The 24,952-nt window shown below is 35.4% G+C and carries 26 protein-coding genes; 20 read left to right on the plus strand and 6 right to left on the minus strand.

The genetic code is table 11. The annotated features are described in order from the left end of the window. Positions 1 to 12 precede the first annotated feature (12 nt). From trmD to BHF68_RS02630, 7 genes are all read left to right on the plus strand, one after another. Positions 13 to 741, plus strand: coding sequence for a tRNA (guanosine(37)-N1)-methyltransferase TrmD (gene trmD / locus BHF68_RS02600; RefSeq protein WP_069642064.1), 729 nt, complete (start codon positions 13 to 15; stop codon positions 739 to 741). Positions 742 to 834: 93 nt separating this feature from the next. Continuing rightward, the gene (gene rplS / locus BHF68_RS02605; RefSeq protein ID WP_069642065.1) at positions 835 to 1,176 is read left to right on the plus strand and encodes a 50S ribosomal protein L19; all 342 of its coding nucleotides are present in this window, start codon (positions 835 to 837) and stop codon (positions 1,174 to 1,176) included. Between the two features lie 181 nt (positions 1,177 to 1,357). After that, positions 1,358 to 1,945, plus strand: a complete 588-nt coding sequence (gene lepB, locus BHF68_RS02610; RefSeq protein ID WP_084019150.1) for a signal peptidase I — start codon at positions 1,358 to 1,360, stop codon at positions 1,943 to 1,945. Positions 1,946 to 1,972: 27 nt separating this feature from the next. Next, positions 1,973 to 2,818, plus strand: a complete 846-nt coding sequence (gene ylqF, locus BHF68_RS02615; RefSeq protein ID WP_069642066.1) for a ribosome biogenesis GTPase YlqF — start codon at positions 1,973 to 1,975, stop codon at positions 2,816 to 2,818. Positions 2,819 to 2,873: 55 nt separating this feature from the next. Continuing rightward, on the plus strand, positions 2,874 to 3,683 hold the full coding sequence (gene rnhB / locus BHF68_RS02620; protein WP_069642067.1) for a ribonuclease HII: 810 nt from the start codon (positions 2,874 to 2,876) through the stop codon (positions 3,681 to 3,683). A 3-nt stretch (positions 3,684 to 3,686) separates the two neighbouring features. Continuing rightward, a complete protein-coding gene (locus BHF68_RS02625; RefSeq protein ID WP_069642068.1) occupies positions 3,687 to 5,399 on the plus strand; it encodes a TP0910 N-terminal domain-containing protein in 1,713 nt (570 codons plus the stop codon). 64 nt (positions 5,400 to 5,463) lie between these two features. Beyond that, on the plus strand, positions 5,464 to 5,742 hold the full coding sequence (locus BHF68_RS02630; RefSeq protein ID WP_069642069.1) for an EscU/YscU/HrcU family type III secretion system export apparatus switch protein: 279 nt from the start codon (positions 5,464 to 5,466) through the stop codon (positions 5,740 to 5,742). Here BHF68_RS02630 and crcB read toward each other — a convergent pair. Both crcB and BHF68_RS02640 read right to left on the minus strand, forming a co-directional pair. Further along, entirely contained in the window at positions 5,716 to 6,081 is a 366-nt protein-coding gene (crcB, locus tag BHF68_RS02635; RefSeq protein WP_084019151.1) for a fluoride efflux transporter CrcB, read from the minus strand. The genes BHF68_RS02630 and crcB overlap by 27 nt on opposite strands. After that, positions 6,078 to 6,473 carry a fluoride efflux transporter FluC gene (locus BHF68_RS02640; protein WP_069642070.1) on the minus strand — a complete coding sequence of 132 codons (396 nt, stop codon included), beginning with the start codon at positions 6,471 to 6,473 and terminating at the stop codon, positions 6,078 to 6,080. Before BHF68_RS02640 ends, crcB begins: the two co-directional genes overlap by 4 nt. A 63-nt stretch (positions 6,474 to 6,536) precedes the next feature. Between BHF68_RS02640 and BHF68_RS02645 the strand changes: the two genes are divergently transcribed. Next, positions 6,537 to 6,899, plus strand: coding sequence for a YraN family protein (locus BHF68_RS02645; protein WP_069642071.1), 363 nt, complete (start codon positions 6,537 to 6,539; stop codon positions 6,897 to 6,899). A 9-nt stretch (positions 6,900 to 6,908) separates the two neighbouring features. On the opposite strand, the gene BHF68_RS02650 is transcribed toward BHF68_RS02645, so the two are convergent. Beyond that, positions 6,909 to 8,000, minus strand: a complete 1,092-nt coding sequence (locus tag BHF68_RS02650) for an FUSC family protein (RefSeq protein ID WP_069642072.1) — start codon at positions 7,998 to 8,000, stop codon at positions 6,909 to 6,911. A gap of 187 nt (positions 8,001 to 8,187) precedes the next feature. On the opposite strand from BHF68_RS02650, the gene BHF68_RS02655 reads away from it, so the two are divergent. The 4 genes from BHF68_RS02655 (at position 8,188) to BHF68_RS02670 (ending at position 11,637) form a co-directional block, all read left to right on the plus strand. Continuing rightward, the gene (locus BHF68_RS02655; RefSeq protein ID WP_069642073.1) at positions 8,188 to 9,717 is read left to right on the plus strand and encodes a YifB family Mg chelatase-like AAA ATPase; all 1,530 of its coding nucleotides are present in this window, start codon (positions 8,188 to 8,190) and stop codon (positions 9,715 to 9,717) included. A gap of 89 nt (positions 9,718 to 9,806) precedes the next feature. Then, entirely contained in the window at positions 9,807 to 10,352 is a 546-nt protein-coding gene (locus BHF68_RS02660; RefSeq protein WP_069642074.1) for a ferric reductase-like transmembrane domain-containing protein, read from the plus strand. 340 nt (positions 10,353 to 10,692) lie between these two features. After that, positions 10,693 to 11,232: a phosphohydrolase gene (locus BHF68_RS02665; RefSeq protein WP_069642075.1), complete on the plus strand. Its 540-nt coding sequence runs from the start codon at positions 10,693 to 10,695 to the stop codon at positions 11,230 to 11,232. A gap of 12 nt (positions 11,233 to 11,244) precedes the next feature. Next, complete coding sequence (locus tag BHF68_RS02670) at positions 11,245 to 11,637, plus strand: secondary thiamine-phosphate synthase enzyme YjbQ (protein ID WP_069642076.1); 393 nt, start codon at positions 11,245 to 11,247, stop codon at positions 11,635 to 11,637. A gap of 32 nt (positions 11,638 to 11,669) precedes the next feature. Here BHF68_RS02670 and BHF68_RS02675 read toward each other — a convergent pair whose 3' ends face one another. Next, positions 11,670 to 12,599, minus strand: coding sequence for a diacylglycerol/lipid kinase family protein (locus BHF68_RS02675; protein WP_069642077.1), 930 nt, complete (start codon positions 12,597 to 12,599; stop codon positions 11,670 to 11,672). A gap of 166 nt (positions 12,600 to 12,765) precedes the next feature. Further along, positions 12,766 to 14,295 carry an AbgT family transporter gene (locus tag BHF68_RS02680; RefSeq protein WP_069642078.1) on the minus strand — a complete coding sequence of 510 codons (1,530 nt, stop codon included), beginning with the start codon at positions 14,293 to 14,295 and terminating at the stop codon, positions 12,766 to 12,768. Between the two features lie 185 nt (positions 14,296 to 14,480). Between BHF68_RS02680 and BHF68_RS02685 the strand changes: the two genes are divergently transcribed. The 6 genes from BHF68_RS02685 to ligD (BHF68_RS02710) all read left to right on the plus strand — a co-directional run bounded on the left by BHF68_RS02685 (position 14,481) and on the right by ligD (BHF68_RS02710) (position 21,144). Next, positions 14,481 to 14,960 carry a chemotaxis protein CheX gene (locus BHF68_RS02685; protein ID WP_069642079.1) on the plus strand — a complete coding sequence of 160 codons (480 nt, stop codon included), beginning with the start codon at positions 14,481 to 14,483 and terminating at the stop codon, positions 14,958 to 14,960. A 78-nt stretch (positions 14,961 to 15,038) separates the two neighbouring features. Beyond that, complete coding sequence (lpdA, locus tag BHF68_RS02690) at positions 15,039 to 16,442, plus strand: dihydrolipoyl dehydrogenase (RefSeq protein WP_069642080.1); 1,404 nt, start codon at positions 15,039 to 15,041, stop codon at positions 16,440 to 16,442. 143 nt (positions 16,443 to 16,585) lie between these two features. After that, positions 16,586 to 18,355, plus strand: coding sequence for a methyl-accepting chemotaxis protein (locus BHF68_RS02695; protein ID WP_069642081.1), 1,770 nt, complete (start codon positions 16,586 to 16,588; stop codon positions 18,353 to 18,355). A 113-nt stretch (positions 18,356 to 18,468) separates the two neighbouring features. Continuing rightward, positions 18,469 to 19,293 (plus strand): non-homologous end joining protein Ku, encoded by an 825-nt coding sequence (gene ku / locus BHF68_RS02700; RefSeq protein WP_069642082.1) that lies wholly within the window; start codon positions 18,469 to 18,471, stop codon positions 19,291 to 19,293. A 22-nt stretch (positions 19,294 to 19,315) separates the two neighbouring features. Continuing rightward, positions 19,316 to 20,263, plus strand: a complete 948-nt coding sequence (gene ligD / locus BHF68_RS02705; protein WP_069642083.1) for a non-homologous end-joining DNA ligase — start codon at positions 19,316 to 19,318, stop codon at positions 20,261 to 20,263. Between the two features lie 2 nt (positions 20,264 to 20,265). Then, positions 20,266 to 21,144: a non-homologous end-joining DNA ligase gene (ligD, locus tag BHF68_RS02710; RefSeq protein ID WP_069642084.1), complete on the plus strand. Its 879-nt coding sequence runs from the start codon at positions 20,266 to 20,268 to the stop codon at positions 21,142 to 21,144. Positions 21,145 to 21,158: 14 nt separating this feature from the next. On the opposite strand, the gene BHF68_RS02715 is transcribed toward ligD (BHF68_RS02710), so the two are convergent. Further along, positions 21,159 to 21,989 (minus strand): ion transporter, encoded by an 831-nt coding sequence (locus tag BHF68_RS02715; protein ID WP_069642085.1) that lies wholly within the window; start codon positions 21,987 to 21,989, stop codon positions 21,159 to 21,161. A 202-nt stretch (positions 21,990 to 22,191) separates the two neighbouring features. On the opposite strand from BHF68_RS02715, the gene BHF68_RS02720 reads away from it, so the two are divergent. Both BHF68_RS02720 and dprA read left to right on the plus strand, forming a co-directional pair. Further along, positions 22,192 to 23,721 (plus strand): SpoIIE family protein phosphatase, encoded by a 1,530-nt coding sequence (locus BHF68_RS02720; RefSeq protein WP_069642086.1) that lies wholly within the window; start codon positions 22,192 to 22,194, stop codon positions 23,719 to 23,721. Between the two features lie 34 nt (positions 23,722 to 23,755). After that, positions 23,756 to 24,862, plus strand: a complete 1,107-nt coding sequence (gene dprA / locus BHF68_RS02725; RefSeq protein ID WP_069642087.1) for a DNA-processing protein DprA — start codon at positions 23,756 to 23,758, stop codon at positions 24,860 to 24,862. The last annotated feature ends 90 nt before the right edge of the window (positions 24,863 to 24,952 follow it).

Genomic DNA, 24,952 nt, shown 5'->3' on the forward strand with positions numbered 1-24,952 from the left:
AGTGGTGATGTAATGAAAATTGATGTTTTAACGATTTTTCCAGAAATGTTCACGGGTGTACTCGAGTCGAGCATTTTAAAACGCGCTTCTGAGAAAGCACTGGTTGAATTTAATACTATAGATTTCAGGGAGTATGCTACCGACAAGCATAAAGTTGTTGACGATTATCCATATGGTGGCGGTGGAGGAATGGTCCTAAAGCCAGAACCAATCTTCAATGCCATTGAGTCACTAAAAACTGCAGAAAAAACACGCATCCTTCTTATGTGTCCACAGGGAACTCCGTATAGCCAGGGGAAGGCTGAAGAGCTGAGTCAGGAAGAACATTTGGTATTCATTTGTGGACACTACGAAGGCTATGACGAAAGAATACGTCAGCAACTGGTAACTGATGAAATATCTGTTGGAGATTATATACTTACTGGTGGGGAAATACCTGCAATGGTTGTCATTGACAGTGTCGTGCGCTTAATACCAGGAGTTCTGGGAAATCAGACATCAGCCGTACAAGACTCATTTAGCACTGGACTATTAGAGCACCCCCATTATACAAGACCGAGTGAGTTTCGTAATATGAAGGTTCCTGATGTCCTGATAGGTGGGAATCACAAATTGATTGAACAATGGCGTAGGCAGCAATCATTATTACGCACAGCGAAGCGCCGTCCAGAATTATTAGAAGAAGTTGAATTAACTGTAGATGAACAAGAGTTTATAAAAAAACACCTTGATTCTAAATGACGGTTATGATAAAATAACTTTTGTTGATTACGATGGTCCTCTGCGCTAAAGGCTTTAAACGCATGAACATCTGTGAAGGAAGGAGCGTTTAAAATGAACGTACTTAATCAGATTGCAAAAGAGCAATTAAAAAATGACATTCCTACATTCAAGCCTGGGGATACAGTGCGCGTACACGTAAAAGTAATTGAAGGAACTCGTGAGCGTATTCAGGTTTTCGAAGGAGTAGTTATTAAGCGACGTGGTGCAGATATCAGCGAGACATTTACAGTTCGCAAAATATCTTACGGTGTTGGTGTTGAGAGAACTTTCCCAATCCACTCACCAAAGATCGAGAAGATCGAAGTTATGCGTCGTGGACGTGTTCGTCGTGCTAAGTTATACTACCTACGTAATCTTACAGGTAAAGCAGCACGTATTAAAGAAATTTTATAAGCAAACTAAGGAGCTGGAAACAGCTCCTTTTTTCACACCTAAAAATTAGCTGTCTAAGTTTTTTATTTGTTTATTACCTGGTTTTTTGCTATGATTATAAAGTCAGTGATTTTTTAATACATAACATTAATGGATTTTTATAGTTAATGAATTTCTTTTTTGGCTGAGGAGGAACTACGTTATGCAAGATATAGAATCGAGCCACGTAGAGGGCAATAATATAGATCAGAAGAATCCAGGTAGAGAAGATAAAAGTGCTACGAGGGAGTTCATAGATTGGGTTATAACCCTGGGTGTTGCAATTATTCTTGCATTATTAATCAGACACTTTTTATTTGCAATTTTTATTGTAGATGGGGAATCAATGTATCCTACATTAGAAGATTCTGAGTGGTTAGTAGTTAATAAGGCAGTGTACTTACTAGATGATCCAAAACATGGAGATATAATCGTGTTTCATGCAACCCCTACTAGAGATTACATTAAACGTGTAATCGCCATAGAAGGTGACGAGCTTGAAATTGTTAATGGCACAGTTTATATAAATGGTCAGATTTTAGACGAACCATATATAAATGAACCAATGGAATTTTATAATAATTATCAGAAGATACTAGTACCAGAAAACCATTTGTTTGTCATGGGCGATAATCGTAACAAGAGTGCAGACAGCCGTATGCCTGATATAGGGTTTATCGATCTTAATGAAGTTGTAGGTAGAGCAGAGGTTGTGTTTTGGCCTTTAACGCATATGGGACGAGTGCAGTAGTACACTTACAGAAGGGTGAGTATCATTATGACAGTCCAGTGGTTTCCAGGCCATATGGCCAAAGCGAGACGACAAATTCAAGAAAAATTAAACTTAGTCGATATAGTAATTGAATTGCTTGACGCTAGATTACCTTTAGCTAGTCAAAACCCGATGATTCAAGAGATTATAGCAGATAAACCGAAAATAGTTTTGTTAAATAAAGCTGACTTAGCTGATCCACAGGGTAATAAGGCTTGGATTGAATATTTTAAAGGGATTGACATTACTGCTATTACTGTTAATTCACAAACAGGTGATGGGCTGCAAAATATTACAAAAGAAGCCCAAAAGCTGATGGAGCATAAATCACAAAAATTATTAGATAAAGGTTTTAACCCTAAAGCTATTCGAGCAATGATTATTGGTATCCCGAATGTCGGTAAGTCAACGTTGATAAATAAACTAGCAAATAAGACAATTGCACAAACGAGTGACAAGCCAGGTGTGACCAAAAAGCAGCAATGGATTAAAGTAGGAACAGAAATGGAATTGTTAGATACACCAGGTATTTTATGGCCAAAATTTGATGATGAAGAAATAGGGTATCGCTTGGCAGTAAGTGGAGCGATTAAAGAAGAAGTGTTTGATTTTGAAGCTGCAGGGTATTATTTAATTAAATTTTTAAAAGATAGATACAGTGAGCTACTGAAGGAAAGATATAAATTGCAAGAATTATCAGATGATCCTTATGAGATTTTACAGGAAATTGGTAAGAAGCGTGGTTGTTTGCGTAGTGGTGGAGTGGTAGATACCACCTTAGCAGGCGAGATATTACTGAGAGACTATAGAAGTCAGAAATTAGGCAAAATAACGCTGGAATTTCCAGAATAACCCTCGAATCAGAGGGTTTTTTTGAAACTTTAGCAAAGCTAGATGGGGTGAAAAGATGGACACAGTAAAAGAATTATTAGATAATTTACATAAGTATAAAGTAAGGGAAGTTGAAGAACGCATTCTAGCTTTGCCTTCGCAAGATATTGATAAATTAATTGAAAAATGTAGGATAGATGAACGAAAAGGAATTCAAAATATCGCAAATAAATATCTGCGAAAAAAAGAGAAAATGCAATTAGAGGTAGCACGTACTAAAGAATTATATAAATGGGAAAGAAGTCTATGGAGTCAAGGTGTAGCGACTGTTGCAGGGATTGATGAAGTAGGTCGAGGCTGTGTAGCTGGCCCAGTAGTAGCGGCAGCTGTTATTTTGCCAATGGAACCGATGATATTAAACTTAAATGATTCAAAAAAATTATCTGCAGACCAAAGGGACAGATGTGCAGAGGAAATAAGGAATCAGGCGATTGATTATGCCATAGGTGAAGTGAGCGCAGAACGCATTGATGAGATAGGAATTGTTAGTGCTACATTTGAGGCAATGAGGCAAGCTCTTGACAAGCTAATATTCACTCCGGACTATTTATTAGTAGATGCATTTAAGATTCCTGGTATTTCTATCGCGCAAAAAAATATTATTGGTGGCGATAGTGAGTCTGCTTCGATTGCTGCAGCTTCAATAATAGCAAAAGTTTATCGAGATGATACAATGAAAAAGTATAAAAGTGAATACTCGGAGTATGGTTTTGAAAAGCACAAAGGCTATGGTACTCCAGAGCACATGCAATTTATTGAACAATATGGGATTACTCCGTTACATAGAATTACATTCTTAAGCAAGAAAGAGGATAGGGAGCTATAGACCATGAATATATTTCAGGTATTCCAGTCTCTTACACCAGCAAATTTTCAACACCAGTATTTAGTGTTGCGTCATGGGCAAATTGTCAACGCAACGCTTTTAGATATGTTTCCAAATGGAGACGCAAAAATATCAATCCAAGGTCAAACTGTTAGGGCGAAGCTAGAAACGCCACTAGCTAAAGGCGAGCATACCTTTATGCAAGTGAAAAGCTTTAATGATGGTACTGTTAACATGCAAGTTATAACTAAAAATGAGAAGCGTGCAGCGAATACGAATGTACCCATATCAAACATAAATGATTTATTAAAAAATATGAATCTACCGCAAAATTCAGCTTGGAGAGAGCTTGCACAGCAACTAATAACTAGAAACATACCCTTACTACCAGAAATCTTACAAAACGGTATAGATGTATTTGGTAAGGAACCAACTAGAGAACAACAACAAACATGGCTAGCTATGCTAGAAAGAGCACTACCGATTAATAAAGCTACATTTCAATCTGTTCATCAGCTGTTGTATGGTCAGCCAATTCATCAGTTAGTCCAAAACTTTCAGGCAGCAGCTAATCAATTTTTAAAACAACACATTAGTACACACGTTCCATCTAACATGCCATCTAGCATACCTACTAACAACCAACAACTACCAACTAATAATCAAACTATCAATCAACAATCGTTTAATATTCAAACCTTAATCTCAAATAACAGTCAAAACCTAGTACAAGACAACCCACTAACAACAAGTACGAATAGGCAGCAAAGCGCTCAAGTGCAAGAGCTTTTAACAGCGGTTAATAGTAGAACACAAGCTGCGTTAGTTCAACAATTGATTGGAATTAATCAACCTCTAACAAATCAAGAGCCCACAACTAATAATAGACCAGATAATGTTCAAAATTTAACTATACCGCAGGGAAATCCCCAACAAACAGGAACCACTCTAGCGGGTATTCGTGATATCATAAGGCTACAGCAAATGCTTGAGACTGTTCAGAATAGTACGAATCAGGCTGCTTACAATTCACCGCAAGTGACTAAAACAGACACACATATTCTTGCGGCTATTTTTAAATTAGTGGGCTATCAGAATGAAAATCAGTTACAATCATTATTTCAAAACATACAACAGCCACATGAACAACAGAGTCAATTAGCTAACCTACAGCACTCAGACAATATAAAACAATTGTTACTACAAATATCTAACAGCACAAGCTATCCTACGGCTATACGTGAGCTCGCTTCACAAATGATAAATAATATAAATGGTCAACAATTACTTTCTACACCTCAGGACTCTAACACTTTGTATCAAAGTGTCATGATTCAAATACCGATGAGTTGGGGAGAAAATCAACAGGATACTCTCAAATTGCAAATACAGGGGCGAAAAGAAAAAAGAACAATAGACCCCGATAACTGTTCTATATATATTGAATTGACACCACCTAATCTTGGCGAATTAGGGATTTTCATTCATATTGTAAATAAGGTTGTATCCGTAAAGTTTTTATCTGAGTATCAGTTTTTGAAGCAGTTAACACAACAAACAGAAGCTATATTACGAGCAGGGCTAGCAGAACAGGGCTATAAGTTGTCCTATATTAAAGTAGAACCCCTCGACAGCATCAGTGAAAATAGTAAAAATAAACAGACAATTACAAATTACGCTCAGAAACCGCAAACTGGATTTGACATTCGTATATAGAAAATTTCGAGATTGTTGTTTAAAGCAATAGGAGCTTATTCTTTTATACTAGGGAAGTGTTTATGTGAAAAAAGATAGGAAAATCGCAAAAGCAGCGGCTATTCAATATAACCCAGATAACCATAAAGCTCCAGTGGTAATAGCAACAGGCACAGGTACCCAAGCGGAACGAATTCTCGAATTAGCTAAAGAGCATAATATTCCACTACAGGAAGACACGGTGTTAATCGAAGCTTTAATGAAGCTAGATATTGGAGAAGAAGTTCCTGTGGAGTTATATCAGGTTGTGGCGGAGGTACTCGTGTATATACGCAAGTTAAACCAACAAGCTAAAGCCTATTAAGTAACCAATAATGCAAAAGCTGACGGTTAGAATTATATATTCGAAAAATTGCCGATAATACTGTTTCTCCCATAGTTGAATTGCCTCAACACTAAATGTAGAAAATGTTGTAAAAGCGCCTAAATAGCCCGTAGCCAAAGTTGCTAATAGAAGCTGAGAGTTTAGATTTAAGCCTAAGACAACACCTAATGCAATACTACCTAGTACATTAATCACTAACATGGCAAAAGGTATAGGAGGGTGTGGGAAACGCGCCATAATCATGATACCAATATGATATCTTGAAAGTGCACCTAAGGAGCCGCCAAAAATTATTGCTAGAGCTTCTAATAACATCATACTGAATCAACTTCCTTATTTCTCTGACATGCGATATGTTTACCGAGGCTTAGACCAGCAAAGGCAGCGGTAATTCCAAACAATAAACTAACACTAATATACAAAGAAGCAAAATAAATTGAAAAATACTCTGCTACAAATACACTATCATAGGCAAAGGTAGACATGGTAGTGAAACTACCACACAGTCCTGGTCCAAGTCCATTTCGCCAGTGAAGGGGTACTTTTTTAGTAATTACATAACCAGTTAACGTTGCTAATAAAAAACTACCAATTACATTTTCTGCAATTGTCCAATAAGGGAAGACGGTAAAATATTCTAAATGATTAAATATATAACGAAAGAGGGTGCCTAGTGCCCCTCCTAAGGCTACAAACAAACTATTTTTCATAATAAAAACAACCCCGATAGCTTAAGTTTTATCCACTTATTATTTACTGAAAAGAGGGTAGAGATGAATAATAAAGAGCTTGGCAACATTGGTGAGGCAATTGCTCTCAAGTATCTAGAAAACCAAGGATATAAGCTTGTGGCTCGAAATTGGCGGTACCGTCATCGTGAACTTGACCTAGTGTTACAATGCCCTAAAGGTATTTTAGTCGTTGTGGAGGTCAAATTACGTACCACACATAGCAAAGGGACAGGTTTGGAAGCAGTCACCACCAATAAGCTAGAAATTATACACCAGTTGATTAATATGTTTATACTTAAAAATCATAAATATAGAAATAATCAAATCCGTATTGACGTAGTAAGCGTAGATTATGATAAAGAAAGAGGACTAGCCACGAATATTACCCACATAAAAGGGGTCTAAAACAAATCCCTACTTATAGGTCTTTACTTTATCATAAATACGAGTTTGTTCACGGGCAATCCAGCGCATTTCATAAACAATAATGCTTATCTCCATTAAGGCACTCATATAATAGGGGTTACCTCCGTGCTTTTGATACCATCCCTCAAGTTTCTCATCAACTTCCCGATCTGCTATATCATAATCTATCCAGCTTTCAAGACTAGCTTGTTCTAAAATCCCTTGCTGTAGCACATGGGAGTTTTTAAGGATTTTTTCGTTGCCTTTACTGATTTCATTAATAACCTGTTGAAAACTATCGCTATAGTTTTTAACGTCCCTAATAGCAAGGCGGTTAAGACGTTCTTTTTCAAAATCTTGAATTAGTAATATTTTATGTAGTAGTTGTTCGTCATAACGGTATAATTCTTCCAGTAAACTAACACTATCAACCAATTCCTTTGCTTGGGTAGAATATGGCAATACGCGAATTTCATTTTTATAAATATCAAGTGATGCCCGTAATGACTCAGTTTGCTCTAATAATTTAATAAGATTCTTATCATCTTGCTCACTAGATTTTCTCATATAAATAAAATCTAATATTTTTCTATGAAAAATATTAGTAACGTCTATGTGAAATTGCTTTAGCTTTTCTAAAGTAAATTTGCGGTAATCTGTAGGTGCTAAAACTACATTTACTGCAAGTGCTACAACTAAGCCAATTAAAATCACTGATACTCTTGCAATTGTATTCTCTAAATAAAAATCCCCTTGAGTATCGATAATGAAAATGACTGTTACTAACCCTATTAATATGACAGAATTCCAACGTAATCGTAGCGCAATTAGTATTACGATGATACTTGACACACCAACTACGATAGCAGAGTTCCCTATAGTCAAAGCTAAAGTAAGCCCGACCATGACACCTATTACAGTAATGCCGATTTGCTGCAAAGCATTAATATATGATTGATATACGGTTGGCTGCAAGTTGACGATTGCTGAAACAGCAGCAAAAATTGCAGGTTCAATGTTTAATGCATGACATATGCCAAGCGCTAATGTAATAGCAATCCCTGTTTTTATAGTTCTACTTCCAATTTTGAATTTATTCAATGGTAAGCTCCTTTTTGCAATCTATATAATTATTATACTAAAAGAATCCGTTAATTGAAAAAAATATCTTACAAATCGTAAATTAATAAAGGAAATCAATAATAAATATAGAAATATTTACAACATATTATGTATTTGTTGAATGTGCAGTAAGCGCTATCTATGCTTGTATAGAGGAGGCGAGAATATGTCTAATTATATACGATTAGAATCTGCATCTGTAATTGGTGTTGAAGGTAACATAGTCGTTGTTGAAGTTGATATACAAAATGGATTGCCAAAGTTTGAAATTACTGGATTAGCGGATTCAACAATTCGTGAGGCTAAAGAACGTGTACGGTCGGCAATTATAAACTCTGGTTATGAATTTCCTCTTGGCAGAATTATTGTGAACCTGGCACCTGCAGATATTCGAAAAGAAGGCACAAGCTTTGATCTTGTCATTGCAATTGGCATTCTCTTAAGCTCAAAGCAGATTTCCACAGCAGATGACACTTTAAACGCTCTAATCGCTGGCGAATTAGCCCTTGACGGTACAGTTAGGTCTATTAAGGGTACGTTACCAATTGTAGAGGCTGCTAAGAATAATAGTAAGCAATTAGTATATATACCTGCCATTAATATTCATGAAGCTAAACTTATAAGGAATATTAAAGCAATTGGAGTAAGGACTCTTAGGGAACTTGTTGCTATAATTGAAGGTGCACCTGTACAGGAGAATTTTGATAATGATGATATTAACGTATCGAATACTGAACATGTCAATGATTTTACTGATATTGTTGGACAAACTCATGCAAAGCGTGGAATGCTTGTGGCAGCTGCAGGCTCCCATCATTTACTTATGGTTGGACCTCCAGGCACGGGCAAATCAATGCTCGCTAAAAGAATACCAAGTATATTAACTCCATTAAATGAGGATGAAGCCTTAGATGTTAGAAAAATTCAAAGTGTATCAGGTCTATTATTACAAACTAATGTACTAAATGCTGCTAGACCTTTTCGTGCTCCGCATCACTCGATTACAGCTACTGGTTTAATCGGTGGCATGAATCCGCCAAAACCTGGTGAGATTACACTGGCCCACCATGGAGTATTGTTTCTTGATGAACTTACGGAGTTTTCAAAGAGTGAACTTGAGCTTTTAAGACAGCCCCTGGAAGACGGTAAAATAATAATAGTCCGAGCTGGGACATCAATACACTTTCCTGCACAGTTTATCTTAGTTGCTGCCCTTAATCCATGTCCCTGTGGATTTTATGGGTCTAAGACAAAGGAATGTACCTGCAAAGACTGGGAGCGTAAACGCTACATAAATAAAATATCTGGACCTTTAAGAGATCGTTTTGATTTACAGATAGAGGTTAGGGAAGTAGATATTGAGGAAACAAAGAACAAGTCTGATGATATGCTTACTAACCTTTCTTCAGCTGATATGAAAGAGTGTGTATTAAAGGCAAGGGAGCGCCAGTTAAATCGCCAGGGTAAGGTGAATAGTAAACTTAGCAGTAAGGAAATAGAACATTATATCAAGATGGATAATGGGGCAGAAGCTTTTATAAATCAAGCTTATAAAAAACTAGGACTCAGTATGCGTGGGTATCATAAGGTATTAAAGGTTGCTAGGACAATAGCTGATTTAGAAGGTGTAGATTATGTTTATTCAAATCACTTAGCAGAAACTTTGACATATAGATCAATGGAAAAGTATTATTAGAAGTATTAGAAGAGTGAGGATATTAACACTCAGCAACGCTACCGTAATACATGGCTTGCTATAAAAAATAACGTTATAGGTGGTGCGTGATGAACTCTACTATAATGATACTTCAATTAGCTCAAATATTAGGTATAGTTGGGTTTATTATAATATTTTTGCAATTTGTAACTAGTAGCAATATAGCTGAAATTATCAAATTCATTAGTAAAGCCCAGCTATTGAAAGCCCATAGGAGGATGGGGATAATAGGTTTTGTTTTAATTTTACTGCATCCTATTATTGTCTTTATATATTATGACCAAATAAATGTAGTAAGCTATATTAACCAGTATATAATTTATGGGCTGATAGCTTTTAGTATATTAGTAGTAACAGTTTTAACGACTATATTTAGGAATCAATTAAATGTATCCGCTTACTTATGGAAGCGGATACATCGGGCTAATTATTTAGTGTTTCCAATAGCATTTATACATAGCATATCGGTAGGAACATTTATACAATTGTATAATACACTTGAAGTTTTGTGGTATTTAATGTTTTTAGCTTATGTGGCAATGGTTATGTTAAAACTACATAATAATTTAAAAGCTCGCTACAATAAAAATTATAAATTGAAAAGGCGAAAGTAATTATTATTCATAATTACTTTCGCCATATTTACTGTAATAATTGCCGCGAAATATTTCACATACTGCATTTGAAAATTAAACGATGTAAGCCCTACCTCTCAAACATTCTTACGGCTCCGAAGCCGATCCAGGTGAATAATTCCTTAACTAAACAACGCAAAATATCATGATTATTACTAATGAGCACTTCTTTGTTCACACCGTACAATTAAAGCACTAATTATATATATTACCATAAATTTTCAATTTGTCAAGGATTAAGCATTCAACGCATATTTATTAACCCATGTCAAGGTTACTTTGTTATAGTATAATGTAAAAAAACAAAAAGAGGTCTGATATGTCTGACTACATACTAACGTACACAAAAACAATCTTTTACCCGCTAAAGCCAAGGATTGAAGATATTAAGATAGAAGATATAGCTCATTCATTGGCGCAGATGGCTAGGGCTAATGGTCATTTTAAACATTTTTACTCAGTTGCCCAGCATTCTGTAAATTGTTATTTAGAAGCTAAGAATCTCAACTATTCAAAACAAATACAATTAGGGTGTTTATTACATGATGCTAGTGAAGCTTATATTTCAGATTTAACTAGACCTGTTAAACGTAATATCCCTGATTACATAACAATGGAAGAAAGACTACAAAAACTTATCTATAAGAAGTTTGGATTAGAAGATGTGTCCGACAAAGATTTATTATTGGTCCAAGAAATTGATGATGTTTTATTGCATTATGAGTTTGAGGAGTTAATGGGAGTAAGTATTTATGATAATAATCCAGCTACAGTCCTAAAACATGATGTATCCCAAAAAGATATCAAAGAGGTTAAAGAACAGTTTTTAAGCTGTTTTAATTCGCTATATTTTAAATAGGATGTGATAAAAATGATTTTTGAGATATCAATAAAATCAAAGTACCAATCTGATTTCATCGATATAACTAGTAGAATACAAAAAATGTTAGCTGATAGTAATGTTTTATCAGGAGTGTGTGTGATTTATGTTCCTCATACGACTGCAGGAATAACTATAAATGAAAATGCCGACCCTGATGTGGTTAGTGATATGGTTGAATATTTCAACCAGAATGTACCATGGAACAATAATTATAAGCATATGGAAGGCAATTCTGCTGCACATATTAAGGCTAGTATCCTAGGTAGTAGTGTTACTGTCATTATTGATAACGGTAAGTTAAAGCTGGGTACTTGGCAAGGAATTTACTTCGCTGAATTCGATGGTCCAAGGAGCCGAAAGATATTTGTGAAAGTAGTATAGGTTCCTAATAACTGAGCTTTTTTAATAAATACCTAATAAATAAGTTGAATAGCTTGAGGTAATACCTGCACTGTTAACGGTACTTGTCCTAAGACTTCTCCGTCTGCTTGTGCAAGGGAAGACTGCTTAGGTTTAATATGAACCTTTGTTCCTTTAAAAATACTTACATTATTGAGGTTAGTGTGTGAACCCTTGATAATTGAGTAAAAAATAATAGGGAATAACCACTTGCTACAACTATGTATAATGCAGATATCAAGTTTGTTGTCTGTACCAGTTGCTTTAGGTGCAATTGGTAAACCACAGCCGTAATATGGAAGATTAGCTACTGCACTAAGCCATACCTTATCGAAGGTATACTCGTTATCATCAATGACTAGTTGTATTGTTTGCGACTTGTAGGATATTAGTGTATGGATTATTGTAATGATATAAGCTAAGCGACTTAGATTTAAATTGTTCAATATAGGCTTTAAAAAAGAAGCTGAGAATCTTGCAGCTACTTCACTATCAAAGCCTACACTACCTACTGTTAAACCATATTTTACTTTGTTTGATGCTTGTGTTGTTAATTCTAACAAATCTAAATCAACGATTTGTCCGTCTATAGATTGTTTGAAAGCTTTTGCAGGTGATAGAGATATATCTAATGCCCGTGCTAGGTCATTGCCTGAGCCAGCTGGAATGATTGATAAAGGTGGTAGAGCTTTGTAAGAAGCGGAAAATAAACTGAAAAGCATATTGATTACCTGATGGATAGTTCCATCTCCACCAACAATCCAAATTCTATCTGGTGGTAGTTTGTCATATTCAATTAATTTTGACGTAAGTTCTCCATTAATAATAAATTTTTCATAGCAAATCTTATTAGAATCTATTAGTTCTTTAATAGATTCCCAAGCTAATTGACCCCGACCATTTCCTGATTGTGGGTTAATTATAAACCAATGTAGTAAGCTCATAAATTGTTCTACCCTTCAAATTATAATCAACGAAAATCAATTATAATTATACCATGAGATTCTTATACTGCTATGTATTAAAAAAATAAACAGGAAGCCTTTAGGTTAGCTAAAGACTTCCTACATAAGAATTATAAGAGTTTATATTATAATAAGCTAGTTGGATTTATCTTTGGTATAGAATACCTGAACCAGGTCCAAGGTCGATACCTAATGTTAACCAAGCAATTAGCATAATAATCCATACTATGCTGAAAGCAATTGAGTATGGTAGCATAGTAGAAATCAAGGTTCCAATACCAGTGTTTTTATCATACTTTTGCGCGAAAGCAATAACAATCGCGAAGTAAGGCATTAAAGGAGATATTACGTTAGTCGTAGAATCTGCTATACGATATGCCACCTGTGTAAGTTCAGGTGAATACCCAAGGTGCATCATCATTGGCACGAAAACTGGGGCCATAATCAACCACTTAGCTGAGGCGCTACCAATAAATAGGTTAATAAAGCCTGCCACAGCAATAAATGTTATTATTAGTGGTAATCCAGAGAAGCCAGTTGACTCAATAAAGTTTGCTCCTTGGATAGCCATTATAATACCCATATTCGTATGAGCAAAGTAAGCGACAAATTGTCCAGCGGCAAAGGCTAAGACAATGTATGATCCCATGGTCGCCATCGTATCTGAAAGCTTATTAGCAACATCTTTATCACTCTTAATAGTTTTCGTCAAGATACCATATACTAGTCCAGGTACAAAAAATACAATTAGTATTATTGGAACTAAAGAGCTGAAGAATGGTGATTGGATAATCTGTCCCTCTGCTCCTCTCATTGGGCCCCATTCAGGTACAATCAGTAAGGAAATGATAGCACAAGTAATTAAAAACGTAATACCTGCTCCAATTAAACCGCGTTTTTCTACTTTGGAAAGATAGGTGAGGGAATCAGAGTCGACCATTCCATCATATTTTCCAAGCCTAGGCTCAACAATTTTATCTGTTACATAAGTTCCAACAATTGTTAGAATAAACACAGATGCTATCATGAAATAGTAATTCATAGCAAGGTTCATTGACGCAGCATAGGATTCATCATATGTTGCTGCTGCATCAATAGTTATTGAGCCTAATAATGGGTCTAATGATGTTAGGAATAAGTTAGCACTAAATCCTGCTGATACACCAGCAAATGCAGCGGCAAGCCCTGCTAAAGGATGTCTTCCTAAGGCAGCAAACAAAACAGCTCCAAGCGGTGTAAGTACAACATAGCCAGCGTCAGCAGCCATACTTGACATAATTCCTGCAAATACAAGTGTGGCAGTTAAAAGTTGCTTTGGTACAGATGTTACCAATCCACGTAGCATAGCACTAATCAAGCCAGAACGCTCTGCAAGACCAATACCAAGCATTGTTACTAATACAGTGCCTAAAGGTGCAAAATTAACAAAGTTGCCAACAGCACTTGTTAGTATATACTGGATACCTTCGGCACTAAGAAGATTTTTTACTTCTAGAATTTCTCCAGGATTTCTTGGGTCGTCTACAGTTAAATCAATAGCTGAGAAAAAAGCAGAAAATAATATTACAGATAATGCAAAGATAAAGAACAGGGTCACGGGGTGAGGAAGCTTATTACCAACTGTTTCTATAGTATCTAAACTCCGTAACATGTACCCTTTTTTTGAAGAATTCATAATCTCTCCCTTTCTATTATGTCTGCTAGTTATGTCTACTTAAATAGAATCACATGACATTACATAAAGGTCAAGAGGAAAAATATGACCAGATAAGCAGGATATGATAAAATAATAGAGAAGAATATTATATAGAAGAAATATAGACAAGAATCAACTAAATATATCGCAAAAGTGGTGTTCGAATGAAAGCAGAATTTATAAATCCGTTTATACAGTCATTCTCAAGGATTTTCAAAACACAGTTCAATCAAGAAGTAGAGATTGGCCAAATATCGCTTACAAAAGCACCTATTATTTCTAATGACATATCTGTAGTAATAGGGATAACTACAGATATGTCAGGGCAGATTATTTTTGCTATGGAAGAAAATGCAGCTAAGTACATATGCAGTACGATGATGATGGGGATGGAAGTGGCAGAGATTGATGACATGGCTAGAAGTGCCATTCAAGAGTTCTTTAATTGGGTTTGCGGACACTCGGCAGAAGAGTTTTTGCAAATAGATCCACCTCACACTATAGATATTACTCCACCTATGTTTAATGTTGGAAAAGTAGAGATGTATGCTGCTGCTGGGGTTATTTTATTAGTTCCACTAAAGTTGCAAAACGATAGTATAGTGGAATTATACGTATCCCTAAAGTCGAAGGTTGTAATTTAGGATAAATATAATAATTTTTTAATATGGAGGACACCATGTTATTAGTGGTGTCTTCATAATTTAAAGGAGAGAGATAGCATGGATCAACAGAATAGTCGAAGTATAGAATTATTAGTTATAGGATCTGGACCTGGCGGATATGTAGCAGCAATTAGGGCGGCGCAGCTAGGGAAAAATGTAATTGTAGTGGAGAAAGAAAACATTGGCGGAGTGTGCTTGAATAGAGGTTGTATCCCGTCAAAAGCGCTTGTATCTGCTGCACATAAATATAATGACTTTAAACATGTACAAGAGCTGGGTATAAACATAGAACAATTGTCGATTGATTTCGAAAAAACGCAAGCATGGAAGCAAAATGTTATAAATAGTTTAGCAGACGGGGTTAGAAAACTTTTTAAGAAATATAATATTGAGCTAGTGCACGGTGAAGCTACTTTCATTAACAATACAGAAGTGCGCGTCTTTTCAAAAGATACATCTATGCACATAAGCTTTGACTCATGTATTATAGCGGCAGGTTCTAGACCAATTGAGATTCCTACTCTACCATTTTCCAAAACAGTTTTATCATCTACAGAAGCTCTGAGTTTAAACACCATTCCCAAAAGCATGATTGTCGTTGGAGGTGGATATGTCGGGATTGAGCTAAGTCAGGTGTACGCTAAATTTGGAACGAGCATAACAATACTAGAGGGAGCAAGTTCAATTTTACCTGGATTTGATGCTAGGTTAGTAAGTTTTGTTAAGCGTAACCTCAAAAAAGCAAATGTTGAGGTCTATACTAATGCTACAGCAAGCAGTGTAAACGTACACGATAACTTAACCACCGTTAATTTTACAGCTAAAGACAAGGAGCAGACGATTGCTGCTGAATATGTTCTAGTAACAGTTGGACGTAGACCTAATACGGACTCTTTAGGACTTGATAATACTTCAGTGAAAGTAAATGATAAAGGCTTTATCGTGGTTGATAAACAAGGAAGGTCATCTGTTAATAATATATTTGCTATTGGTGACGTGGTTTCTGGGTTAGCCTTAGCACATAAAGCTTCCTATGAAGCGAAGATTGCTGCTGAGGCAGTTGCTGGCATGGCTAGTGAAGTAAATTATCGAACGATTCCTTCTATTGTATTCTCTGACCCAGAGCTTGCAAGTGTAGGGATGACAGAAAAAGAAGCAAAAGAGCAAGGTCTCGATACGGTGATAGGCAGATTTAGTTATGGTGCTAACGGAAGAGCCTTAGCAATGAATGAGCCTGAGGGATCAATTACAATTGTGGCTGACAAAAGTACTAAAATTATATTAGGAGCACAAATTGTTGGAGTAGAGGCCTCGAATTTGATAGCTGAGCTAGCAGTTGCTGTCGAAAATCAAATGCACCTAGAGGATATCGCAGAAACCATCCATGCTCATCCAACCTTATCTGAGATGATAATGGAAGCGGCAGAAGTTGCATTAGAAAAGGGAGTACATACAATTTAAGCGTGACATAAGTGGATGTAAGAATGTAAACACATATTATGTTAACAAATTATGTGATGCAAATCACTGAACAAACAATAGATTTCTGAGATAATTATACTGTCATACATATTGATGACTAATAATGTCTAGGGGCGGGACTCATGCTGACAAAAAAATTATCTCTACGATTAAAGTTTATGATTGTAATTGGCTTGTGCTTAGCTGTTTTGCTAAATTCAGTATTTTATTTTTTAGATAAAAGGACTGCGCAGCAATCAGAAGAACAGCTGCAAGACATAACTGAAATGATGGCATTACAAATTTTATCGGTAAGAACATTCCTAGCACAGAATCAAGGAAAAATAAATTATGATTCAGAAGGCAACTTTGAATTTAAAGGACTAAATCCTGCAGCAGGGGCTCGACTCTTTGCTGAGGAATTTGAAAAATTAACAGGTATTACCATGAAACAAACAAGCTTGCAATACAGGATGCCAAGTAATGCCCCTGACGACTGGGAGCGGGAAATGTTGCATGTATTTGAACAAAATCCCGATAGCGATGGTATATTTGGTAGAGGGAAGGTAAATGGGCAAGAGGTTTACCGTTATATGTTACCGCTGAAAGTTAACGAATCCTGTTTGACGTGCCATGGATTTCCAGTTGGAGAACTAGACATGTCAGGATATCCAAAGGAAGGTTATCAAGTTGGGGAGCTACGTGGTGCTATAAGCGTATATACTCCTATGGAGAGCCATCTGGAATTTTTAGCAACGAATAAAGTATTTTATGTTACGCTCATGCTTTCGATAATTGGAGTCCTGTCATTAATAATTTATATATTATTTAATGTTTTAGTAAAAAGACCACTAGATACTTTTATCGATGGTATGCAAAAGGTATCTAATGGAGAATTGAATTCGAAGATAGCAGTAAATAACCAGGATGAGTTTGGTATTCTAGGTACTGCCTTCAATAAGATGGTAGACAACCTTAAACATTTAATTTCAAAAGTTTCCCAGTCTGCTGAAACGGTTTCTGCGTACTCTCAGGAATTCTCTAAAACAATTGTTGATAATAAAAATGCTATGGATCAGATTTCTGCAGTTGCTCAGGAACAAGCAACTGGTATACAACGTCAAAATAATTATTTACATGATACGATGGCAACTGTTGAACAGTCTTCAGCCTCGATAGAAGAAATATCTGCAACGATTCAAGAAGTAACTAAGTCAGCACAACGCACGACCACTATAGCAAAAGATGGCAATAAAACTATGGAACTTGCAATGAAGGAAATACAAAACATGGATAGTTCCACACAAGAAGTATCAAATTTAATACATGAATTAGGCTTGAAATCAGAAGAAATTGGCAAAATTGTTGTGCTAATAAATGCGGTTGCAGAGCAAACGAATTTATTAGCATTAAACGCAGCTATTGAGGCAGCAAGGGCAGGGGAGCATGGTAAAGGCTTTGCCGTTGTAGCGGATGAAGTAAGAAAGCTAGCCGAACAATCTCAAAAGGCAACAAAAGATATTTCAAGCTTAATTTCTATTATCCAAGAACAGATTCAACATGCTGTAGGTGCAGTTAATGAAAACAGGCAAGTTGTAGAAAACGGTAATCAAGTTATAGCAGAGGGAGCAAATATTTTTCAAACAATTGGGACATATATAAATATTGTATCTGAACAAATATCCCATGTATCAATTGCTACGGACGAATTAGCTAAAGGTAGTGAAAATATAGTTGTAGCTATAAATACAATTGAAGAAATAGCTAGACAAGTTGCTGAAACAAGTTCCGAAATGACTAAGACGACAGAAGAACAGACTACAGCAATAGATAATATTTCACTTTCCGCTAAAAATCTAGCAAAATTAGCCCATGAACTACATGAAGAAATTAAATTCTTTAAATTAAAATAGGTTATATAAGTCAAAATCTGTTTTAACTAAAATAACTAGCCCGCTATTATCGAATAGCGGGTTTTTAATTGCACAAACTAAAGCTAATCGTAAACACTGGAGGTGGTGTAAAAATGCATACAATGTGGAAAGGATCTATAAGTTTTGGCCTAGTAAATATTCCAGTTAAAATGTATACAGCTACTGAAGATAAGGATATACGCTTTCGGCAATTACACAAAGAAGATCATTCGCCAATTCGCTACCAGAAAACGTGTCAAGCATGCGAAAAAGAAGTAAATAATGAAGATATTGTTAAAGGATATGAATATCAACCTGGTGAATATGTGATTATTGAAGAAAGCGACTTGAAGGAGTTAGAGCCTGAAGCGACAAAATCGATCGAAATTTTAGATTTTGTAGATTTAAAAGAAATTGACCCAATCTACTTTGATAAGACCTATTACCTATCCCCAGGAGAGACTGGCACTAAAGCTTACGCATTATTAAAAAGTGCAATGGATGAAATGAATAAGATTGCAATTGCAAAAATTATTATTCGCGCTAAAGAATCTTTAGCTGCAGTGAGAATCTATAAAAAGTGCATTGTACTAGAGACAATTTTTTATCCAGATGAAATTCGTGACTATACACAGGTTCCTGGTATCCCTGAAAAAGAAGATAATGTTAATGCAAATGAATTAAAGATGGCTAAGCAAATAATTGAAAATCTCTCAACAAGCTTTGAACCTGAGAAATACTCAAATGATTATCGCCAGAAGCTCTTAGAAATTATTGAAGCAAAAATAGATGGTAAAGAAACAAAACTCGCACCGCAAGCAAAACGAACTAATGTGGTGGACTTAATGACAGCCTTACAGGCTAGCTTAGAAGAGACAAAGGGTAAGAAAAAACAAACACGCACAAGAAAAAAATCAGAGCAATTAGTAAATACATAACCTGAAAATGAGGGGAAAGGGCATGATATTACCTTGCTCTATACTGCCGATGGAACCGTTAAGTGCAGAAAAAGTTCCCAGTGGTAGTGACTATATACATAGTGTCAAATGGGACGGTGTCCGGCAACTTGTATATTTAGAAAACAAAACAGTTAGGATTCATAATCGTAAATTAAATGACCGGACTCAAACATACCCAGAGCTACATCGTCTCAATAATTTTATTACTGGTGACGGTATAGTTATTGATGGAGAGGTTGTAGCTATAATTGATGGAAGAGCAAGCTTTAATAGGGTGATGAAGCGTGATTTTGTAAGAACACTAGAAACAGCAAACAGGCTACAAAAAACTATTCCAATAACCTATATGGCCTTCGATTTATTGTATTATAATGGCGAATCGACGATGGATATGGGACTGCAAGAGCGCTTAGAGTTATTAACTAATATTGTAGTAGAAACGAACGATTTTTTTCAAATCACAAATCATATAGACACAGGACATGAATTATTTAAGGTAACTAAAGATTTACACCTTGAGGGGATTGTATCGAAGCATAAAAATAGCACGTATAAAGCAGGGAAAAAACATATGGATTGGTTTAAAGTTAAGCACTTCCGCGATTTAAATGTGGTTGTAGGTGGCTACACATATAAAAATAATTTAGTTAATTCCTTATCAGTTGGTGCGTACAATGATGGAGGCTTATTTTATTTAGGAAATGCAGCTACAGGTTTAAATATGGATGAAATAAAAATGCTTACCAAAGAGCTTGTGAAATTGCAAAGGGATAGCTCGCCATTCACAAACCTTAAAGCTGCAAAAAATCAGTTTTGGGTAGAACCTAAGTTGACCTTAAAGGTAAGCTATCTAGAGATTACGGAAGAAGGCCGTTTAAGACATCCAACTATAGAAGGCTTTCTTGCTATCTCACCTGAGGATTGTACCTTAGAGGAGGCGGTGTATTAAATATGGGATATCAGTTAAAGGTCGATGAGAAAGTTATATCTATTTCGAATCCAGATAAATACTTATGGCCTAACAGCGTAACTAAATTAGATTTTATTAAATACATTTATGAAATCGCAGATTATATGCTCCCATATGTGAAAAACCGATTACTTACGACAATACGTTATCCTAACGGAGTAGATGATGACAAATCATTTTACCAAAAAAACGTGCCAGCACACGCACCAGAATGGATAACGAGCAAAAATTGGAATGGAACTAACTATATATTGCCCAATGACAAAGCTACTCTAGTATGGCTTGCTAATCTAGCTGCCTTAGAAATGCATGTGTCATTCAACTATTGGCAATCTGAAGACTATCCAACAGAACTTGTATTTGATTTGGACCCATCCGTTACTGATCGGTTTGATCAAGTATTAGAAATAGCTTTGTATTTAAACGATAATTTATTACAAATAGGGTTGCATTCAATAGCAAAAACATCGGGAGCTACAGGAATACAAATATACATACCAATCAAACCAATATATAAGTATGAACAAACACGAAAAGTTGCTAAATTTATTGCAGAGTATATGGAAAATAAATATCCGAAAATTATCACGACGGAAAGATTAGTGAAGCAACGAGGAACAAAGCTCTATATAGACTATTTACAGCACTGGAGAGGTAAAACCCTGCCAGCGCCATATAGTGTTAGGGCCCGACAGCAACCAACTGTTTCCACGCCAGTTACCTGGGAAGAGGTAGAAAAAGGATTTAAGCCTGAGGATTTTACTATATTTAATACAATAGAAAGAATTGAAAAGCTGGGTAATCTATTTATATTTAAAGACGAACATTCGTTAGATCAAGTATTGAAATTCATTAAATAGGCAAAAACGCAGGCTTATGGCGCCTGCGTTTTATTTTTATCTAGACTAACTATGATATCTTTTAATTCTGCTATCTCTTTCCTGAGATTGGATACTTCTGTTTCTAAAGAAACAGGTTCTTGTTGTTCTTCTGTTTCTTCTAATTCAGGTTTTTCACAGATGACAGCAACTTCTTGTACGTTATTAACAATAACACCAACGAATAGGTTAACGATAACAAATGTACCAATTAATACAAAAGATACGAAATACCACCAAGCCCATGGTGCGTCAACTAAAATTGGTCGCATAACAGCACTTGCCCAGGATTCTAGTGTTACTACCTGGAACAAAGTTATAAAGGTGTGACCTAACGAACCGAAATACTCAGGTGATATATCTCTAAATAAAGTGGTGCCGATTACTGCGAATACATAGAATATAAGACTTAATAAAATCATTATGTTACCGATGGTCGGAATTGTTCTAAATAATGCAGCTACTAATTTTTGAAGTGATGGAATTACGGTTATCGCCCTAAGTACACGTAGCACACGAATAATTCGTAATACGGATGCTAAATGTCCGCCAATAAATATATGTCCGACGGCAACTATCACAAAATCAAAAACATTCCATCCGCTTTTGAAAAAATTATACCATGGCTTAGTTGCAATTAACCTTAAGGCAATTTCAATTGTAAATGCCCATAAAAATATCAACTCTATTTTGTGAAATAAACCTTTGTTAGGTTCAAAAATATTTGGGTATGTCTCAATTCCAATAACAATTGCGTTTAGTAATATTAAACTAATAACTATATTTGAAAAATACTTATGATTAACTACTTTTTGTATGGTAGACATGTTTCTACCCTCCCCTAGAATGACTAAATTATAGTTTACCAAAAACTTATGATATAGAAAAGAAGAAATTTTTACATAAATGTTAACGTTTTTATAGATCAAATAGATACAATCATGTATAATACAAATATTAAAGTTCATATAGCTGCGGAAAACTTGTAGGTTGATATTCTAGCAATTAGATATTATGGAGGCTTAAACTATGAAAATACATATATGTAGTGATTCAGAAAAAAAGCTTGGACTCCTTGATGTTTATATATCGGATGAAGATAATTATAGTCTTTCACATGAGCTTGTCCTAGAGTCATTTAATAAAAGCTTCTTAGGTTATGCTCAAGCTTACGATATGGTAGTAATAGATATAGAAAACTATAGTATTGCGGAAATGGAATTATTTCTTGATTACACCATATATAATTCCCATTTAGAGGAATTAGTCATGCTATTTGTAATAGATTCCCTTGACGATTTACCAGTGAAATCGGTAAACACATTAACAATCATTGACTATGTTTTCCGACCAATAAACTGGCTAGATTTTTTAAATAAAGTCAATCTGCATATGCAATACAAAAAACAGATTAGAAAAAACACCTATTTAAAATCTAGGGCCTTAGAAGCCACAGCAAATGCTATAGCAATTACAGACTTAAGCGGTATCATTCAATGGGTAAATCCAGCTTTCAGTAAATTAACTGGCTACACTAAGGATGAATCTATTGGTGCAAGCACTAGTGTATTAAAGTCTGATAAACAAAACCCAAAGGGGTATAAGCATTTATGGGATACGGTATCAGCAGGTAAGGTATGGAGGGGAGAGCTGATTAATAGGCGCAAATGTGGTAAAGAGTACCACGAAGAGATGACAATTACTCCATTATATGATGAGTATGGTATTCATACACACTATATTGCTATAAAACAAGACATAACCGATAGAAAAGAAAGGGAGCAGCAACTACTGTTAGATGCCAATCTCGCAAAACAAGTTCAGAAAGGCGCCATAAGTAAACCGATAAATACAGGGAAAATTAATATAAACGGCTTACACATAAGTTCAGAACGATTATCAGGTGACATGTGTGCTTGGTATGAACTTCCTGGCAATAGGTATGGAATAATATTATATGACGTTATGGGACATGGTATATCAGCGGCACTGATAACAATGTCTATAAGGTCGTTATTAAGGGGGATTATTACTAAATTTCAAGACCCCCAAAAGGTAATTAAGGAGCTAAACTACCATACGTATAATATGTTTCAAGATAATGATTTATTAGCGGGCTTCTATTTTACTGCAATCTATATCCTTATTGATGTTGAGAACAATAGAATTGAATACGTTAACGCAGGACATCCACCTGCAATACTAGTTGGTGATGGACATTATGCACGTTTAGAGGATGGTTGTATTCCTTGTGGTGTACTAATGGCTCCTCCTATTAATAATGGAGTAATTAGCTATAAAGGAAAAACTAACATTTGCATATACACTGATGGCATGTTAGAAGCAATAAAGACAGACAATCCTAATGATAATGAAAATAAAAGCAATATAATTGAAAATAAAATACATATTGTAGAGAAAACATTACTTAAATGTAAGGGAATGTCTAGCAAAGACATTATTAAAACTTTTGATGGAATTATCTCATTAGAACATCAAAAAGATGATATATGCCTTGTTGCTATTTCCATTTTAGGCAACACACTAGAGCAAAAATAATAAAAAACAAAAATAAAAGTAAGGGAGCTAAATTATGGAGGAACGAGATTATATTGTATTGTTTCATCAATTAGATGGTGTTGGTTCAGTGACGATGAGAAAGCTATACAACGACTATGGTAGTTTAGCTAACGTACTGCTAGCAGATGCAGATGATTTAAAAAGAAACGGTATTCGTGAACACGTTATTCAACAGATTAGCGAGCTTAAGGTTAACGGAGAACAATTATACGAAAAGCTGTTAAAAGAACATCAAGCACAACAAATACATATAATTACGATTAAAGACGAAGCATATCCTAAGCTTTTACGAGAAATATTTGATCCTCCATATGCTATTTTTGTAAAAGGGGATTACAGACTATTAAATAAAAATCTTATTAGTGTTGTTGGAACGAGGGAGCCATCTTATTACGGTAAGTGGGCAGCGAAGGAATTAGGTGCTTACTTAGCAAAAAATCAAGTACCCATAGTTAGTGGATTAGCAAAGGGGATTGATCGTTTTGTACATGAAGGAGCTTTGAATTATGATGGTAAGTGCATAGCAGTTGTAGCTACTGGTTTAGCTTATATTTACCCTGCTGAAAATAGGAAATTGCATGATAATATACTTGAAGCTGGTGGATGCGTAATATCTGAGTATTCATTATATACGAAAGCGAGACCAGGACATTTTCCAGCTCGAAACCGTATTATTAGTGGCTTGTCATTAGGTACTGTTGTAGTGGAATCTAAGGAAAAGGGCGGAGCATTAATTACGGCTGATCAAGCCTTAGAACAAAATAGAGAGGTATTTGCACTGCCTGGTAATATTAATTGCCCGACAAGTGTAGGAACAAATTATTTATTAAAGCAAGGTGCTAAGCTATTGATGAAATGGGAGGATATATTTGATGAAATACAATGCTTCCAAGAAAACAATGTAATTAAAAATCTAAATTTGGGTATAAAAGAAACTAACAAGCATGATATTACTAATGAAGAGCGCAAGCTTTTAAGTGTTATACCTTTTCAAGAAATACATATAGATGAATTGTTGAAATTATATTTAGAGTCAGATGTTTATGTTTTGCTTATCCAACTGCAACTTAAAAACTATATTGAAGCATTACCAGGTCAATACTACGTTAGGCTTCAATAGGTATAAAAGTTAATTTATAGAAAAGTTATGTTTGACAATATATAGTTACTTGTTCAATAATATAACGTAAATATTAAAAAGTGTATGTTT

It is taken from the genome of Desulfuribacillus alkaliarsenatis, assembly GCF_001730225.1.
GTDB lineage: Bacteria > Bacillota > Bacilli > Desulfuribacillales > Desulfuribacillaceae > Desulfuribacillus > Desulfuribacillus alkaliarsenatis.